Annotated in this window: 13 protein-coding genes; 9 read left to right on the top strand and 4 right to left on the bottom strand. The window is 56.9% G+C overall.

Annotation, left to right across the window (positions count from 1 at the left end; all coding sequences use genetic code 11):
- Nucleotides 1-148: 148 nt before the first annotated feature.
- On the bottom strand, nucleotides 149-2,815 hold the full coding sequence (gene adhE / locus L972_RS08270) for a bifunctional acetaldehyde-CoA/alcohol dehydrogenase (RefSeq protein WP_047437482.1): 2,667 nt from the start codon (nucleotides 2,813-2,815) through the stop codon (nucleotides 149-151).
- An 840-nt stretch (nucleotides 2,816-3,655) separates the two neighbouring features.
- On the opposite strand from adhE, the gene L972_RS08275 reads away from it, so the two are divergent.
- From L972_RS08275 to L972_RS08305, 7 genes are all read left to right on the top strand, one after another.
- Complete coding sequence (locus L972_RS08275) at nucleotides 3,656-4,291, top strand: YchE family NAAT transporter (protein WP_005337678.1); 636 nt, start codon at nucleotides 3,656-3,658, stop codon at nucleotides 4,289-4,291.
- 279 nt (nucleotides 4,292-4,570) lie between these two features.
- Entirely contained in the window at nucleotides 4,571-6,190 is a 1,620-nt protein-coding gene (locus L972_RS08280; protein WP_026035101.1) for an ABC transporter substrate-binding protein, read from the top strand.
- A gap of 98 nt (nucleotides 6,191-6,288) precedes the next feature.
- Nucleotides 6,289-7,209, top strand: coding sequence for an oligopeptide ABC transporter permease OppB (gene oppB / locus L972_RS08285; RefSeq protein ID WP_005337672.1), 921 nt, complete (start codon nucleotides 6,289-6,291; stop codon nucleotides 7,207-7,209).
- 14 nt (nucleotides 7,210-7,223) lie between these two features.
- Nucleotides 7,224-8,135: an oligopeptide ABC transporter permease OppC gene (gene oppC, locus L972_RS08290; protein WP_005337670.1), complete on the top strand. Its 912-nt coding sequence runs from the start codon at nucleotides 7,224-7,226 to the stop codon at nucleotides 8,133-8,135.
- Between the two features lie 54 nt (nucleotides 8,136-8,189).
- The gene (locus L972_RS08295) at nucleotides 8,190-9,170 is read left to right on the top strand and encodes an ABC transporter ATP-binding protein (protein ID WP_005337668.1); all 981 of its coding nucleotides are present in this window, start codon (nucleotides 8,190-8,192) and stop codon (nucleotides 9,168-9,170) included.
- A complete protein-coding gene (oppF, locus tag L972_RS08300; RefSeq protein ID WP_005337666.1) occupies nucleotides 9,171-10,166 on the top strand; it encodes a murein tripeptide/oligopeptide ABC transporter ATP binding protein OppF in 996 nt (331 codons plus the stop codon).
- 302 nt (nucleotides 10,167-10,468) lie between these two features.
- On the top strand, nucleotides 10,469-11,413 hold the full coding sequence (locus L972_RS08305; RefSeq protein WP_005353134.1) for a TerC family protein: 945 nt from the start codon (nucleotides 10,469-10,471) through the stop codon (nucleotides 11,411-11,413).
- Nucleotides 11,414-11,478: 65 nt separating this feature from the next.
- Here L972_RS08305 and alr read toward each other — a convergent pair whose 3' ends face one another.
- Complete coding sequence (gene alr, locus L972_RS08310) at nucleotides 11,479-12,705, bottom strand: alanine racemase (protein WP_047437485.1); 1,227 nt, start codon at nucleotides 12,703-12,705, stop codon at nucleotides 11,479-11,481.
- Nucleotides 12,706-12,878: 173 nt separating this feature from the next.
- On the opposite strand from alr, the gene L972_RS08315 reads away from it, so the two are divergent.
- A complete protein-coding gene (locus tag L972_RS08315) occupies nucleotides 12,879-13,328 on the top strand; it encodes a methyltransferase family protein (RefSeq protein ID WP_047437488.1) in 450 nt (149 codons plus the stop codon).
- Nucleotides 13,329-13,421: 93 nt separating this feature from the next.
- On the opposite strand, the gene tapW is transcribed toward L972_RS08315, so the two are convergent.
- Nucleotides 13,422-14,561, bottom strand: a complete 1,140-nt coding sequence (gene tapW, locus L972_RS08320; protein WP_005361600.1) for a type IVa pilus ATPase TapW — start codon at nucleotides 14,559-14,561, stop codon at nucleotides 13,422-13,424.
- 58 nt (nucleotides 14,562-14,619) lie between these two features.
- A complete protein-coding gene (locus L972_RS08325; RefSeq protein WP_005337656.1) occupies nucleotides 14,620-14,976 on the bottom strand; it encodes a DMT family protein in 357 nt (118 codons plus the stop codon).
- A 112-nt stretch (nucleotides 14,977-15,088) separates the two neighbouring features.
- On the opposite strand from L972_RS08325, the gene L972_RS08330 reads away from it, so the two are divergent.
- Complete coding sequence (locus tag L972_RS08330; RefSeq protein WP_043825634.1) at nucleotides 15,089-15,820, top strand: substrate-binding periplasmic protein; 732 nt, start codon at nucleotides 15,089-15,091, stop codon at nucleotides 15,818-15,820.
- The last annotated feature ends 31 nt before the right edge of the window (nucleotides 15,821-15,851 follow it).

The following is a 15,851-nucleotide window of genomic DNA, read 5'->3' on the forward strand; positions in this document are numbered from 1 at the left end:
GCGAGTAATCGCGCTGTGTCCGTTTCACACCTTGTCCCATCGGGCTCTCCATTTATTGGGGGGAAAGGTGTAAACCATATTCAGGAAGGGACATAGCAGATAAAAAAAGCCCGCGCAGTGCGCGGGCTTGTTATCTCAGGGCAGGTTATCAGGCCTTGGATTTCTTCTTGCCTTCAACCTTGGCTTCAACCGGGGCAGCAGTTACCGGAGCGGCTTCGGTGAACGGACGACCGTAGTAGGAGTCCAGCAGAACCTGCTTCAGCTCGCTGATCAGCGGGTAGCGCGGGTTGGCGCCGGTGCACTGGTCATCGAAAGCTTCGATAGCCAGCTGGTCAACCTTGGCCAGGAAGTCAGCTTCAGTCACGCCAGCTTCGCGGATAGAGGCCGGGATACCCAGGGTAGCCTTCAGCTCGTCCAGCCAGGTCAGCAGCTTCTCGATCTTGGCAGCGGTGCGGTCACCGGCAGCAGTCAGACCCAGGTGGTCAGCGACTTCGGCGTAACGACGACGAGCTTGCGGACGGTCGTACTGGGAGAACGCAGTCTGCTTGGTCGGGTTGTCGTTCGCGTTGTAGCGGATGACGTTGCTGATCAGCAGGGCGTTGGCCAGACCGTGCGGAATGTGGAACTCGGCACCCAGTTTGTGAGCCATGGAGTGGCACACACCCAGGAAGGCGTTGGCGAACGCGATACCGGCGATGGTGGCAGCATTGTGCACCTTCTCACGAGCGATCGGGTCGTTGGCACCGTTCAGGTAGCTGGACGGCAGGTACTCTTTCAGCATTTTCAGGGCTTGCAGCGCCTGACCGTCGGAGTACTCGTTGGCCAGTACGGAAACATAGGCTTCCATGGCGTGAGTCACGGCATCGATACCACCGAAGGCACACAGGGACTTCGGCATACCCATGACCAGGTTGGCATCAACGATGGCCATGTTCGGGGTCAGCTCGTAGTCAGCCAGCGGATACTTCTGACCAGACACTTCATCGGTTACTACTGCAAACGGAGTGACTTCAGAGCCGGTACCGGAAGTGGTGGTGATACAGACCAGTTCGGCCTTCACGCCCATTTTCGGGAACTTGTAGATACGCTTGCGGATGTCCATGAAGCGCATGGCCAGATCTTCGAACGCAGTGTTCGGGTGCTCGTACATCACCCACATGATCTTGGCCGCATCCATCGGTGAACCACCGCCCAGCGCCAGGATAACGTCCGGTTTGAAGGAGTTGGCCATCTCGGCACCCTTGCGAACCACAGCCAGGGTCGGGTCAGCTTCTACTTCGTAGAACACTTCCACTTCCATATTCTGTGCTTTCAGCAGGCTGACCAGTTCATCGGCGTAGCCGTTGTTGAACAGGAAGCGGTCGGTCACGACCATGGCACGCTTTTTACCTTCCAGGTCGCTCAGAGCGATCGGCAGGGAACCACGACGGAAGTAGATGGATTTCGGAAGTTTGTGCCACAGCATGTTTTCTGCCCGTTTTGCGACTGTCTTCTTGTTGATCAGGTGCTTCGGACCCACGTTTTCGGAGATGGAGTTACCGCTCCAGGAGCCGCAACCCAGGGTCAGGGACGGAGCCATTGCGAAGTTGTACAGGTCACCGATACCGCCTTGGGTAGACGGAGTGTTGATCAGGATACGCGCGGTCTTCATCTTGTCGCCGAAGTACTTGATGCGGTCAGCGTTGCGGTCCTGGTCGGTGTACAGACCGGAGGTGTGGCCGATACCACCGATGTTGACCATGTCACAGGCCATATCAACGGCGTTTTCGAAGCTGCTAGCACGGAACATACCGAGCAGCGGGGACAATTTCTCGTGAGCAAACTCATCTTCTGCACACAGCTTGACGCCTTCACCAATCAGGATCTTGGTATCAGCCGGTACAGTCACGCCTGCCATCTCGGCAATCTTGGTGGCTGGCTGGCCAACGATGTTGGCGTTCAGGGCACCGTTGATCAGGATGACTTTACGTACCTTGTCAGCATCTTCTTTGGAGAGCACGTGGCCCTTGTGGGATGCAAAGCGCTCTTTAACCTGGTCGTAGATGGCATCAACAACGATGACTGCCTGCTCGGAAGCGCAGACCACGCCATTATCGAAAGTCTTGGACATCAGGATGGAGGCAACGGCACGCTTCACGTCGGCGGTTTCGTCGATAACGATAGGTACGTTACCGGCACCCACACCGATAGCAGGCTTACCGGAGGAGTAGGCTGCTTTCACCATGCCCGGGCCACCGGTGGCCAGGATCAGGTTGATGTCTTCGTGCTTCATCAGGGCGTTGGAGAGCTCAACAGACGGTTGGTCGATCCAGCCGATGATGTCTTTTGGTGCACCGGCGGCAACAGCTGCATCCAGTACCAGCTTGGCAGCGGTATTGGTGGAGTTCTTGGCACGGGGGTGCGGGGAGAAGATGATGGCGTTGCGGGTCTTGAGCGCGATCATGGATTTGAAGATCGCAGTGGAGGTCGGGTTGGTGGTCGGAACGATACCACAGATGATACCTACCGGCTCGGCGATGGTGATGGTACCCATCTGATCATCTTCGCTCAGAATGCCGCAGGTCTTCTCGTCTTTGTACTTGTTGTAGATGTATTCGGAGGCGAAGTGGTTCTTGATAACCTTGTCTTCGATGATACCCATACCGGATTCTTCCACGGCCATCTGGGCCAGGGGGATACGGGCGTTGTTGGCGGCCAGGGCGGCGGCACGGAAGATCTTGTCTACCTGCTCTTGAGAGAAGCTGGCGAATTCACGCTGGGCTTCCTTAACGCGGGCGACCAGTGCATCCAGTTCAGCCAAATTGGTTACTGCCATGTTTATCTCCTGATTATTTGAAAACTGTTTAGTAAGACGTTGGCAATGCCCGGCAATTATAGTCGCCCTGTCAAGACGGTATCGTTGCAACAGCTTTTTCACATGCCTTACTAAATCGCTTTCTGAGTCGATTATAGAGCGGGGCTGACTCAGAAAAACTTGATCTGGATCATGTGTAACAAAAGAACAAAAGAAATTTTATTTCACAATCCTTGTTTGACTGATGTTATCGGAATGTGCATCAAAGGGAAAGGCGAGAGACTTGTTAACGCAGAGTAATAAACCACATTTATCAAGTGGTTAATTGCACTTCGCCATCAGATAGTGGGGCCGTTTTGGCTGTGTAGGTTAGCAAATATGAGTGAATTGGTTTCAAAATCACCGACAAACGCACTTTATTCCAGCGTTTGTTGCGAAAATGATTGTTGTTTTAATCCATGACTAATCCGCTTTATTCCCCGAGGGCGCCATTTCTGCCCCCTTTCCCGGTTTTTGCATTGTGGCTCTCTTGCCGAGTCAATGACGTGATGTCTGGTCTGAAATAGAGGAAAGGCAAAGCTTGGATTCTCTCGAGTCGCTTGGTCATTCGGTCAGTCACCGTCTTATTCTCTGGTCATGACTAAGCAGGCTTGCGCTCACTTTTCTGGCGCGTGTCGGGCGGTAGAAAGGGCTTTTGGCATCGGTTTATGCCAGTTAGCGCGGATGCATTAGATGAACTAACTAAAAAACCCTCAAAATGGTGAGATTATTTGATTGGTGCCCGCTCTGGCTATGATGTAAATTTACGCACGAAATTAATGGACTGGCCCGCTGGGCCCGAAACTCTATTGGAAGGCGCCTATGGCAGCAATTGACGTCTCGTTGTATCTGAAGTTTTTTGTCGGTTTGTTCGCAATTATCAACCCGCTTGGTTTGTTGCCGGTGTTTGTCAGCCTGACCAGCCACCATACCCAGGCCGAGCGGATGAAAACCAATACCACCGCCAATATAGCGGTGATGGTGATCCTGCTGGTCTCCATGTATATGGGGCAGCTGATCCTCGATGGGTTTGGCATCTCGCTGGCGTCGTTCCGGATCGCCGGTGGGTCGCTGATTACCCTGATTGCCTGGTCGATGCTGCAGGGCAAGCTGGGCGAGGTGAAGCACAACAAACAGGAGAAGGGTGAACTGGCGGTGCGCGAGTCTATCGCCGTGGTGCCGTTGGCGCTGCCGCTGATGGCGGGCCCCGGTGCTATCTCCTCGGTGATTGTCTATGCCAGCCAGAGCCACTGGCAGCAGCTGCTCGGCATGTCAGTGGTTGTCGTTGTCTTCTCTTTCTGCTCCTGGCTCATCTTCCGCGCCGCGCCGCTGCTGTTCAAGATCATGGGCAACACAGGCATCAACGTGGTGACCCGTATCATGGGTCTTATCATGATGTCGCTGGGTATCGAGATCATGGTGGCCGGTATCAAGGGGGTTTTCCCCAGCCTGATGTGAGCCAGCTCCGCTTTATGAAAGCCGGTCCTCGTGACCGGCTTTTTATTGGTTGCTTTTTGCCCGGTCTTTTCTAGAATCGGTCGTTTGTGTGAAAAACGAGCGCTTTGCTGGTGTTTTAATACTGAAAAAGCGCGTGGCAGCTGATTTTTTGACCAGAAAATGACGGTTACCCTGACAATATCTGTTGCATTATCGGAATTGGCAGGGAATTATGCTGGGAGCGGGTTTTAACCCCGTCACTTTAAAAAACGCATGGAATGTTCTTGTTGGAGTAGGGAAATGACTCATAAAAAAACAATGATTAACACATTGCTGATGGCTGCACTGTTTGGTGGCGTCAATGTGGCTCAGGCTGCCGATGTCCCGGCGGGAACCAAGCTGGCTGAAGTCCAGCAACTGGTAAAAGGCAACGGCTCCGAGCCTGCGACCCTTGACCCGCACAAGACCGAAGGAACGGTCGAATCCAATATCCTGCGCGACCTGTTCGAAGGTCTCGTTGCATCCGGCCCGAAAGGGGAAATTCTCCCGGCTGTGGCTGAATCCTGGGAAACCAAGGATAACAAGCACTACGTCTTCCACCTGCGCAAAGATGCCAAGTGGTCCAACGGTGACCCGGTCACTGCACACGATTTCGTTTTTGCCTTCCAGCGTGCCGTTGATCCGAAAACCGCCTCTCCTTACTCCTGGTATCTGGAGATCCCGACCATTGCCAATGCCTCCGAGATCATCGCAGGTAAAAAGCCGGCTGATACGCTGGGCGTGAAAGCGACCGACGACTACACCTTCGAAGTGCAGCTTGAGAAAGCGATCCCTTACTTCGTCAGCATGCTCTCCCACACCACCACCTATCCGGTACCGAAGAAGGTGATCGAGAAGTTTGGTGACAAGTGGACCCAGCCGGAAAATATGGTATCCAACGGTGCCTATACCCTGAAGAACTGGGTGGTGAACGAGCGCGTCGAAGTTGAGCGCAACAAGCACTACTGGAACGATGGCAAGACCGTCATCAACAAGGTGGTCTATCTGCCCATCCAGTCTACCAACGCTGACCTGAGCCGCTATCTGGCGGGCGAAGTGGATATCACCTATCAGATGCCCATCGAGCGCTTCAAGCAGATGAAGAAAGAGAAGCCGGACGAGCTGAAAGTGACCGGTTATGTTGGTACTTACTACTACCAGTACAACGTCAAGAAGAAGCCGTTTGACGATGTGCGTGTCCGTACTGCGCTCTCCTATGCCATCGATCGCAACGTGATCGCCGACAAGGTGATGGGTCAGGGTCAGACGCCGGGTTACACCCTGGTGCCGGACTTCGTCGATGGCTTCAAGCCGGTGGCTCCGGAATGGTCGAAGATGACCCAGGCCGAGCGTGATGCCAAGGCCAAGGCGCTGCTGCAAGAGGCCGGTTTCGATGCCAGCAAGCCGCTGAAGTTCGAGCTGCTCTACAACACCGACGACAACCACAAGAAAGTGGCTGTGGCCGTGGCCTCCATGTGGAAGAAGCTGGGGGTGCAGGTGAGCCTGGTCAACCAGGAGTGGAAAACTTACCTGGAAACCAAGAAACAGGGTCAGTTTGATGTAGGTCGTGCCGGCTGGATCGCCGACTACAACGAAGCCTCCTCCATGCTGGATCTGATGCAGACCACCCACGGCAACAACGACGGCAAGTACTCCAATCCGGAGTTCGACAAGCTGATGGATTCATCCCGTGATCAGGTTGATGTGGCGGCCCGTAACAAGCTCTACGTCCAGGCTGAAGAGATCCTGGCCAAGGACATGCCGATCGCCCCCATCTACCAATACGTGACTGCCCGTATGGTCAAACCCTATGTAGGCGGCTATCCGGCCAACCCGCTGGATAACCTCTACAGCAAAGATATGTACATCATTGCTCACTGATTTAAAGCAACAAGTCGCATAACAAGCAGGGCCCGCCGGACGGCGGGCCTTTATTACAACCGCGACCATTTGGAAGCAGTACAGGACAGGAAATGTCTATGTTGAAATTCATTTTTAAACGGCTATTGGAAGCGATCCCGACTCTGCTGGTCTTGATCACCGTCTCTTTCTTCATGATGCGTTTCGCCCCGGGTAACCCCTTTACCAGCGAGCGTTCACTGCCCCCCGAAGTCATCGCCAACATCGAGGCCAAATATGGGCTCGACAAACCCATTGGCATGCAATATCTCACCTACCTGGGCAACCTGGTGCAGGGTGATTTGGGCCCCTCTTTCAAATACAAGGATTTCACCGTCAATGATCTGGTGAGCCAGGCGCTGCCTGTTTCCGCCAAGATCGGGACCACGGCCTTCTTCTTCGCCGTGCTGCTGGGGGTCACCTTCGGCACCATAGCGGCACTGAAACAGAACACCATCATCGACTATCTTCTGATGTCGTCGGCCATGGCCGGGGTGGTGATCCCGGGCTTTGTGCTGGCGCCATTGCTGGTGCTGTTCTTCAGTATTCATCTGGGCTGGTTCCCTGCCGGTGGCTGGCAGGGCGGTGGCATCCAGTTTATGGTGCTGCCGGTGTTCGGCATGATGATGTACTACATCTCCGCCATCTCGCGGATCATGCGGGGCAGCATGATCGAGACCATGAACTCCAACTTCATCCGTACCGCCCGTGCCAAGGGATTGCCGCTGCGCCACATCATCCTGAAACACGCGCTGCGTCCGGCCATGCTGCCAGTGGTCTCCTATCTGGGCCCGGCCTTTGTCGGCATCATCACAGGTTCCGTGGTGATCGAGACCATCTTCGGCCTGCCGGGGATCGGTCAGCTGTTCGTCAACGGTGCCCTTAACCGTGATTACTCCATGGTGCTCGGTCTGACCATTCTGGTCGGCGCCCTCACCATCACCTTTAACGCTGTGGTCGATATTCTCTACGCCTTTATCGATCCCAAGATCCGTTACTAATTCGGGAGTTCATCATGGTTGTTTCAACTGAAAAACGCGATGCCGTCGAGGCGTTCGCGCAAAAAGTGGAAGTGGTGGAGGGACGCTCCCTGTGGAAGGATGCCCGTCGCCGTTTCCTGCGCAACAAGGCGGCCCTGACCAGCCTGATCATTCTGACCATCATCGGTCTGGCGGTCATCTTTGGCCCCCACTTGTCCCAATACACCTTTGACGATCCGGACTGGGGCGCCATGCAGTCGCCGCCGGATATGGAAGCGGGTCACTACTTCGGTACCGACAGCTTGGGGCGCGATCTGTTCGTGCGCACCCTGCTGGGCGGTCGAATCTCCCTGATGGTCGGCATCATGGGCGCCATGGTGGCGGTCATCATCGGTACTTTGTATGGCGCGGCCTCCGGTTTTATCGGCGGGCGGGTCGACAGCCTGATGATGCGGGTACTGGAGATCCTCAACGCCTTCCCGTTCATGTTCTTTGTCATCATGCTGGTCACCTTCTTTGGCCGCAATCTGGCACTCATCTTTATCGCCATCGGGGCGGTGAGCTGGCTCGACATGGCGCGGATCGTGCGCGGCCAGACTCTCAGCCTCAAGAGCAAGGAGTTTATCGAGGCAGCCCATGTCTGCGGCGTCTCCAAGTGGAAGATCATCACCCGTCACATCGTACCTAACGTACTCGGTATCGTGGCCGTTTACGCCACCTTGCTGGTGCCGGGGATGATCATGTTTGAATCCTTCCTGAGTTTCCTGGGCCTTGGGGTTCAGGAACCGATGACCAGCTGGGGTGCCCTGCTGGATGAAGGCTCCAAGTCGATGGAAGTGGCCATCTGGCAACTGCTGTTCCCCGCCTGCTTTATGGTGGTGACCCTGTTTTGCTTCAACTTCCTCGGGGATGGTCTGCGTGACGCCCTCGATCCGAAAGATCGTTAATCGAGCATCGGGTCGACAGGAAAGCATCACGAAAGATCGATAAGGAGTTTTTATATGAAGTTACTGGATGTGAAAGATCTGCGGGTCGAGTTCAAGACCCCGGACGGCAATGTGGTGGCGGTCAACGACCTCAATTTTTCTCTCTCTGCGGGTGAAACCCTGGGGATCGTCGGCGAGTCCGGCTCCGGCAAATCCCAGACGGCCTTTGCCATCATGGGGCTGCTGGCCAAAAACGGCATTATTACCGGCTCTGCCAAGTTTCAGGGTGAGGAGATCCTCAACCTGCCGGAGTCCAAGCTCAACAAGATCCGTTCCGAGAAGATCGCCATGATCTTCCAGGACCCCATGACCTCGCTCAACCCCTACATGAAGGTGCAGGATCAGCTGATGGAAGTGCTGATGCTGCACAAAGGGGTGAGCAAGGCGGAAGCGTTCGAAGAGTCGGTACGGATGCTCGATGCGGTCAAAATTCCCGAAGCACGCAAGCGGATGGGCATGTATCCCCACGAGTTCTCCGGTGGCATGCGTCAGCGGGTGATGATCGCCATGGCACTGCTCTGCCGGCCGCAACTGCTGATCGCCGACGAGCCGACCACCGCGCTCGACGTGACCGTGCAGGCCCAGATCATGACCCTGATGAACGAGCTCAAGCGCGAGTTCAACACCGCCATCATCATGATCACCCACGACCTTGGCGTGGTCGCCGGTATCTGCAACAAAGTGCTGGTGATGTATGCCGGTCGTACCATGGAGTACGGCAAGGTAGACGATATCTTCTATCGCCCGAGCCACCCCTACACCGAAGGCTTGCTGCGCGCCATTCCCCGCCTCGATACCGAAGGGGAAGTGCTGCCCACCATCCCGGGCAATCCGCCCAACCTGCTGCGTCTGCCCACCGGTTGCCCCTTCCAGGAGCGTTGCCACCGTGTGAGCGAAATTTGCGGCCAGCAGTCACCGATCCTGACCCCCTTCAACGACGGTCGGGAGCGGGCTTGCCACTGGGTTTCGGATGCCATGAACAAGGGGGCCAACTAAATGGGTGCCGACAAAAAATTGCTGTTGGAAGTGTCTGACCTCAAGGTCCACTTCAGTATCAAGAGTGGCAAGGCGTGGCCCTGGGCCAAACCGTCCGATCTCAAGGCGGTCGATGGGGTGACCTTGCGTCTCTATGAGGGTGAAACCCTTGGTGTGGTGGGGGAGTCAGGCTGCGGTAAATCGACCTTTGCCCGCGCCATCATCGGTCTGGTACCGGCCACCGATGGCAAGGTGGTGTGGCTGGGTGACGATCTTACCAAGCTCGATCAGAATGCCCTGCGCGAGAAGCGCAAAGAGATCCAGATGATCTTCCAGGACCCGCTGGCTTCTCTGAACCCGCGCATGACCATCGGCGACATCATCGCCGAGCCGCTCATCACCTTCTATCCCAACCTGCCACGGGAAGAGGTGAAGGAGAAGGTGCGCGCCATGATGAGCAAGGTGGGGCTCTTGCCCAACCTGGTCAACCGCTATCCGCACGAGTTCTCCGGTGGCCAGTGCCAGCGGATCGGGATTGCCCGGGCACTGATCCTCGAGCCCAAGATGATCATCTGCGACGAGCCGGTCTCGGCACTGGACGTATCCATTCAGGCGCAGGTGGTTAACCTGCTCAAATCCCTGCAAAAGGAGATGGGGCTGTCGCTTATCTTCATCGCCCACGACCTGTCGGTGGTCAAGCATATCTCCGATCGGGTGCTGGTGATGTATCTGGGCAACGCCGTTGAGCTGGGGACCCGCAAGGAGATCTTCGCCAACCCGTTGCATCCCTACACCAAGGCGCTGATGTCTGCTGTGCCGATCCCGGACCCTGAGCTGGAGCGCAACAAGGTGATCCAGATCCTGGAAGGGGACTTGCCATCGCCGATGAATCCGCCGTCCGGTTGCGTGTTCCGCACCCGCTGCCCGGTGGCTGGCCCCGAGTGCGCCAAGACCCGCCCCGTGCTGGAGGGGAACTTCGATCACGCGGTCTCCTGCCTCAAGGTCGACCCGCTCTGATGGGGATGTGTTGAACCTGCTTGCGGGGCTCCTTGATGGGGCCCCGATTTATTTTTGACGGCAGTGAAGATGCCTCTTGGCGTTATCTTTTACCGCTGCTACTATCCGCGCAACAAGGGGAGTAACTTCTCGCCGGTTTGTCGTCATTACGGTGCACCCATATCCTGCAGTGCACCCGGCAGCCGGGCAGTCGATGCAAATCAGCTGTAAGTGAGACCTTGCCGAGAGGCAAGGTGTATCTGCTCCAAACGCAAACCCACGCCTCTCGGTCGTGGGTTTTGTCGTTTTTGGGAGAAGTGAACATGGGTGAATGGTGGATGTGGACCGGTTTCTTCAGCATAGTGCTGGTCCTGTTATGGATAGACATACGCTTTGTCGGTGGCGGCAAGTCACACAAGGTATCTCTCAAAGAGGCGGGCGTCTGGTCCCTCATCTGGATCAGTGTTGCTCTGCTCTTCAACCTGGCTATCTGGCTCTGGCTGGATCACAGCGCGGGCCGTGAAATCGCCAATCAGAAGGGGCTGGAGTTCCTCACCGGCTACCTCATCGAGAAAGCGCTGGCAGTGGACAACGTCTTCGTCTGGCTGATGCTGTTCGGCTACTTTGCCATTCCGGCCGAGCTGCAGCGCCGGGTGCTGCTGTACGGGGTGCTGGGTGCCATCGTGATGCGTGCCGGTATGGTGTTCGCCGGTAGCTGGCTTATCGAGCAGTTCCACTGGATCCTCTACCTGTTCGGCGCTTTCCTGCTGCTGACCGGTGCCAAGATGCTGTGGGCGGCCGACAAGGAGCCTGACTTGGCCAACAATCCGCTGCTAGGCTGGATGCGCCGTCGTTTCAAGGTGACCGAGACGCTGGAAGGGGAGAAGTTCTTCGTCTGGCGTGACGGTGTGCGCTATGCCACCCCGCTGCTGCTCATTCTGGTGCTGGTGGAGGTGAGCGACCTCATCTTCGCGGTAGACAGTATCCCGGCCATCTTCGCGGTGACCACGGATCCCTTCATCGTGCTGACCTCCAACATCTTCGCCATCATGGGTCTGCGTGCCATGTACTTCCTGCTGGCCGGTGTGGCTGATCGCTTCGCCCTGCTCAAGTACGGTCTGGCGCTGATCCTGATGTTTATCGGGGTCAAGATGCTGCTGCTGGATATCTTCAAGATCCCGACCGGCATAGCACTGGGCGTAGTCGCGTTGATCCTGCTGGCATCCATGGGGCTGAGTCTGTTTGTGACCCGTAAAAAGGCCGCTTGAGCGCGGCAGACAATTAAGCAATAACAACAAGGGCTCCCGCGGGAGCCCTTTTTCATATCGCGTGATCAGCGTTTGATCTTCTTGGGGTTGGTGTAGCCCCAGATGGTGTACATGTCCGCCAGCAGGGCGCCGTTGTACTCCTCCAGATCCGCCTGTTTCACTTCGGTTTCACCCTGACGGCCAAACAGCACCACCTCGTCACCGGGTTTCACCCCTTTCAGATCCGTCACGTCCACCATGATGGTGTTCATGGAAGTCTTGCCGACCACCGGCACCTTCTGACCCTGGATCAGCACATAGGCCTTGTTGCTGAGGGCGCGGCGATAGCCATCGGAGTAGCCCAGCGGCAGGTTGGCGAGCCAGGAGTCACGCTTGAGGGTAAAGGTGCGGTCATAACCGACGGTGTTGCCCGCGGCATAGTGGTTGACCGAGGCGACCTGGGTCTTGAATGCCATCACCCGCTTGTACTCGGTGTGGGAGGGGATGGAGTCACCGTAGAGCAGGCCGCCCGGGCGCACCATGTCGAAGTAGGCGTCCGGCACGGCCAGGGTGGCGAAGGAGTTGGCGGCGTGGATGGTGATCTTGCTGCGATCCAGCTTGCCCGCTTCCAGCAGCCACTGGGAGTCCAGTTTGAACTGGGCCAGCCCCATCTTGACGTCCTCTTTCTCCTCAACCGGGAAGTGGGTCATGATGCCGACCGGGGTGATCCCCTTTAGCTTGAGCATGGCCAGCGCATCCTGCTTGGCATCGGCCAGACGCAGGTCGATGCCGTTGCGGCTCATGCCGGCGGAGTTGAGCGCGATATGCACCGGAATGGTGGTGTGGTGGCGCTGGGCGATATCGGCGATACCCTGGGCACTCACCAGACTGCCGATCAGCTCCTCCATCTTGTAGGGCAGGGCCTGCTCTACTTCATCCGGGGTGGCAGCACGCACCCGCATCAGACGGCCGGTAAAGCCCTTCTCGCGGGCGACGCGCGCCTCTTCGTTGCTGGCGATGCCGATGCAGGGGATATTGGCCTTGACCACGGAGGGGACCAGCAGGTCGATGCCATGACCATAAGCGTCGGCCTTCATGATGGCGCAGATCTGCGGGCCCTTGTCGCCGAGGCGATCCTTGAGGGTCTGGATATTGTGTTCAAAGGCGCCCAGATCCACTTCCAACCAGGCGTTGCTGGCGGTTTGCTCCTGGCCGCTGCGATGATCCGTCGCAAGGGGCAGATAGGGAGCCGCAACGGCTTGGCCCGCGAGCAGGCCGAAGATCAGGGTAGCCAGCAGAGTTTTCTTGTGCATGGTGATTCCTTTTTGTTGTTCGCGTTGGATAGTTTGGACGGGGTCGGCCACATTGGTGGTGGTTTAACCACAACTTGTTGTTATTATTATGATCTTTGTCACTCTCAACAGGCGCTGACTGGTTGGGAGTCTACCGCAACACGGGTTCGGCCGACACTCGTCAGGGGAATAAAATGGTCAATCTTGAGTTACGTTTGCCACCACCGCTGATCTTCCTGCTCTGTGCCGGGGCCATGTGGTGGCTAAGAGGGGAGAGCCAGCCCGGCATCTGGGCAATGGCGCTGATGGCTGTGCTGGTCGTGGCGGGGGCCATCATGGGCTTTGGTGCCCTGCAACGATTTCGTCACCACCAGACCACGGTCAGCCCCACCAAACCTCAGCACACCAGTCGTCTGGTAACCTGCGGCGTTTATCGTGTCAGTCGCAATCCCATGTATCTGGGCTTGCTCTGCTGGCTGGCCGCCTGGGGCTGTTATCTCGGTGGAAGTTGGGTCTGGGTTGGGCCAATCGTGCTGGTGGCCTGGCTGACCTTCTTCCAGATCATGCCGGAGGAGCGGCTGCTGCGCGCCCGTTTTGGCGACGAGTATGTGGCGTATTGCCAGCGCGTTCGCCGTTGGTGCTGACTGGCTGTGATCTGCGTGAGCTGAGGGATAAGTCGGGTCAGCCGTGCTGGATAAAGAGAACCCCGGACGGGCCCGGGGTTCTCGAGGGGCTAGTTAGAAAAAATCGCCCTTCTCGTCCTTGGTGGGTTCGAGGCTCCAGCCGGTGGCATCGCTGCTGCTGGCAATCTGCCCCTTCTCCTTCCACAGCTTGATCTTGAGGCGCAGGTTGTTGGCCGAGTCGGCGTTCTTCACCGCCTCTTCTTCCTCAATTACCCCTTCCACCACCAGATCAAACAAGGCACTGTCGAAGGTGACCATGCCGAGGGCCTTGGATTTTTCCATCACCTCTTTGAGGCCGCCAAATTCGCCGCGCTTGATCATGTCGCGGATGGTGTGGGTGCCGAGCATGATCTCCACTGCGGCCCGGCGGCCGCCATCGGTGGTTTTCACCAATCGCTGGGAGACAAAGGCCTTGAGGTTGTTGCCCAGATCGTTGAGCAGTTGTGGACGGCGCTCCTCGGGGAAGAAGTTGATGATGCGATCCAGCGCCTGGTTGGCGTTGTTGGCGTGCAGGGTGGAGATGGCAAGGTGGCCGGTTTCAGAGAAGGCCAGCGCATGTTCCATGGTCTCGCGATCGCGGATCTCGCCGATAAGAATGACGTCCGGCGCCTGACGCAGGGTGTTTTTCAGGGCTGCGTGGAAGCTGCGGGTATCCACGCCAACCTCCCGCTGGTTGATGATGCTCTTGCGGTGACGATGAACGAACTCTACCGGATCCTCGATGGTGATGATGTGGCCGCCGCTGTTGCGGTTGCGATGGTCGATAAGCGCCGCCAGCGAAGTGGATTTACCCGAGCCGGTACCGCCGACAAACAGCACCAGACCGCGTTTCTCCATGATGGTGTCGAGCAACACAGGCGGGAGTTTGAGATCTTCAAAGCGGGGGATGTCGGTCTTGATGTTGCGGGCCACCAGAGAGACTTCGTTGCGCTGCTTGAAGATGTTGACCCGAAAGCGGCCGATCTGGGGCAGGGAGATGGCGAGGTTCATCTCCAGATCCTTCTCGAACTGCTGCTTCTGCTCGCCATCCATGATCTCGGCGGCGATCCGCGCCACTTCACCCGGCTCCAGCGGCGTTTCGTTGAGGGGGCGCAGGCCGCCGTTAAATTTGGCGCAGGGGGGCGCGCCGGTCGACAGATAGAGGTCTGAGCCATCCTGCTTGGCCAGGATCTGTAACATGTCTCGCAATTCCATTTTTTTGCCTCTTCGATCAATGAGATGCCATGAGCGGGATGATATTGAGTGTACAGCCTCAGGCGCCGGTCAGTTTCTCGCGAAAGACAAAAAAGACCGCACCGAGAATGCAGAGCCCTGCCCAGAGATAGTCCCATTTCAGATCTTCCTTGAGATAGAAGATAGAGAAGGGGACGAATACGGTGAGTGTGATCACTTCTTGCAGGATTTTAAGTTGGCCCACGCTCATCACCGTATGGCCGATGCGGTTGGCGGGCACTTGCAGCAGGTATTCGAACAGGGCGATACCCCAGCTCACCAGGGCGGCAATGATCCAGGGTTTGTGGTTCATGCTCTTGAGATGAGCGTACCAGGCGAAGGTCATAAAGACGTTGCTGCAGAGCAGCAGACCGATACTGGTGAAAATCGGGTTCATAGGGTTCTCCTTGAAAATCCGGCGCATTTTATCCCTGAACCACGGGTTTTCATACGTGGTGCGGGAGGGTATTTTTAACCAACAGGATAAGCCGTGCGAGGTATGCGACGGGATGGGCAAGTTATGCGGGATTGTGTTGTTACTGTTATTTGCCATGCCGGTGCGAGCGACCCCGACGCTGACGGTGGCCACCGATCTGTGGCCGCCATTTCGCATCCTGCAAGCGGATGGCCGGTTGCAGGGGCTCGACATGGACATCCTGCGCCGGTTGCAACAGGCGAGCGGCATTGAGTTGCAGGTACGGCGGATGCCGTGGGGCAGGGCGCTCAAGCAGATGCAGACCGGCCAGGTCGATCTGATGATTGGCCTCGCCTATACCGCCGAGCGGGCGCAGTTCATCGACTATCTGCAGCCTGCCTACTATCAGTGCTGGCCCGCGTTTTATGGTCAGCCGGTCAATGTGGCCCGGATCCACCAATACCGCGATCTGCAGGGGGTGAAGGTGGGCTATGTGCTCAACTCCGCCTACTTTGAGCCCTTCAACAGTGACAGTCGCCTCGACAAGCACGGAGTACCCACCGAAGATCAGCTGCTGCGCATGGTGCAGCGGGGTCACCTGCCGCTGATGATTGGCACTGACTGTCAGGTGGACTATGCCCTGAGTCAGGGAAATGCCAGCCGGATAGGCAAGGCGGACTACCGCCCCGCCACGCCGGTGACCCTCTATCTGGGGATGAGCAAGCACTCACCTCACCAGTCGCTGCGCCAGCCCTTGCTGGTGGCGCTGCAAAATCTGGTGGCCAGCGGCGAGATAAGGGTGATGGCAAAGCGTTACCAGCCTTGACCTTGGGTGGCAAGCCACTGTTATTATGCCC

It is taken from the genome of Aeromonas sp. ZOR0001 (assembly GCF_000801015.1).
Lineage (GTDB): Bacteria > Pseudomonadota > Gammaproteobacteria > Enterobacterales > Aeromonadaceae > Aeromonas > Aeromonas veronii.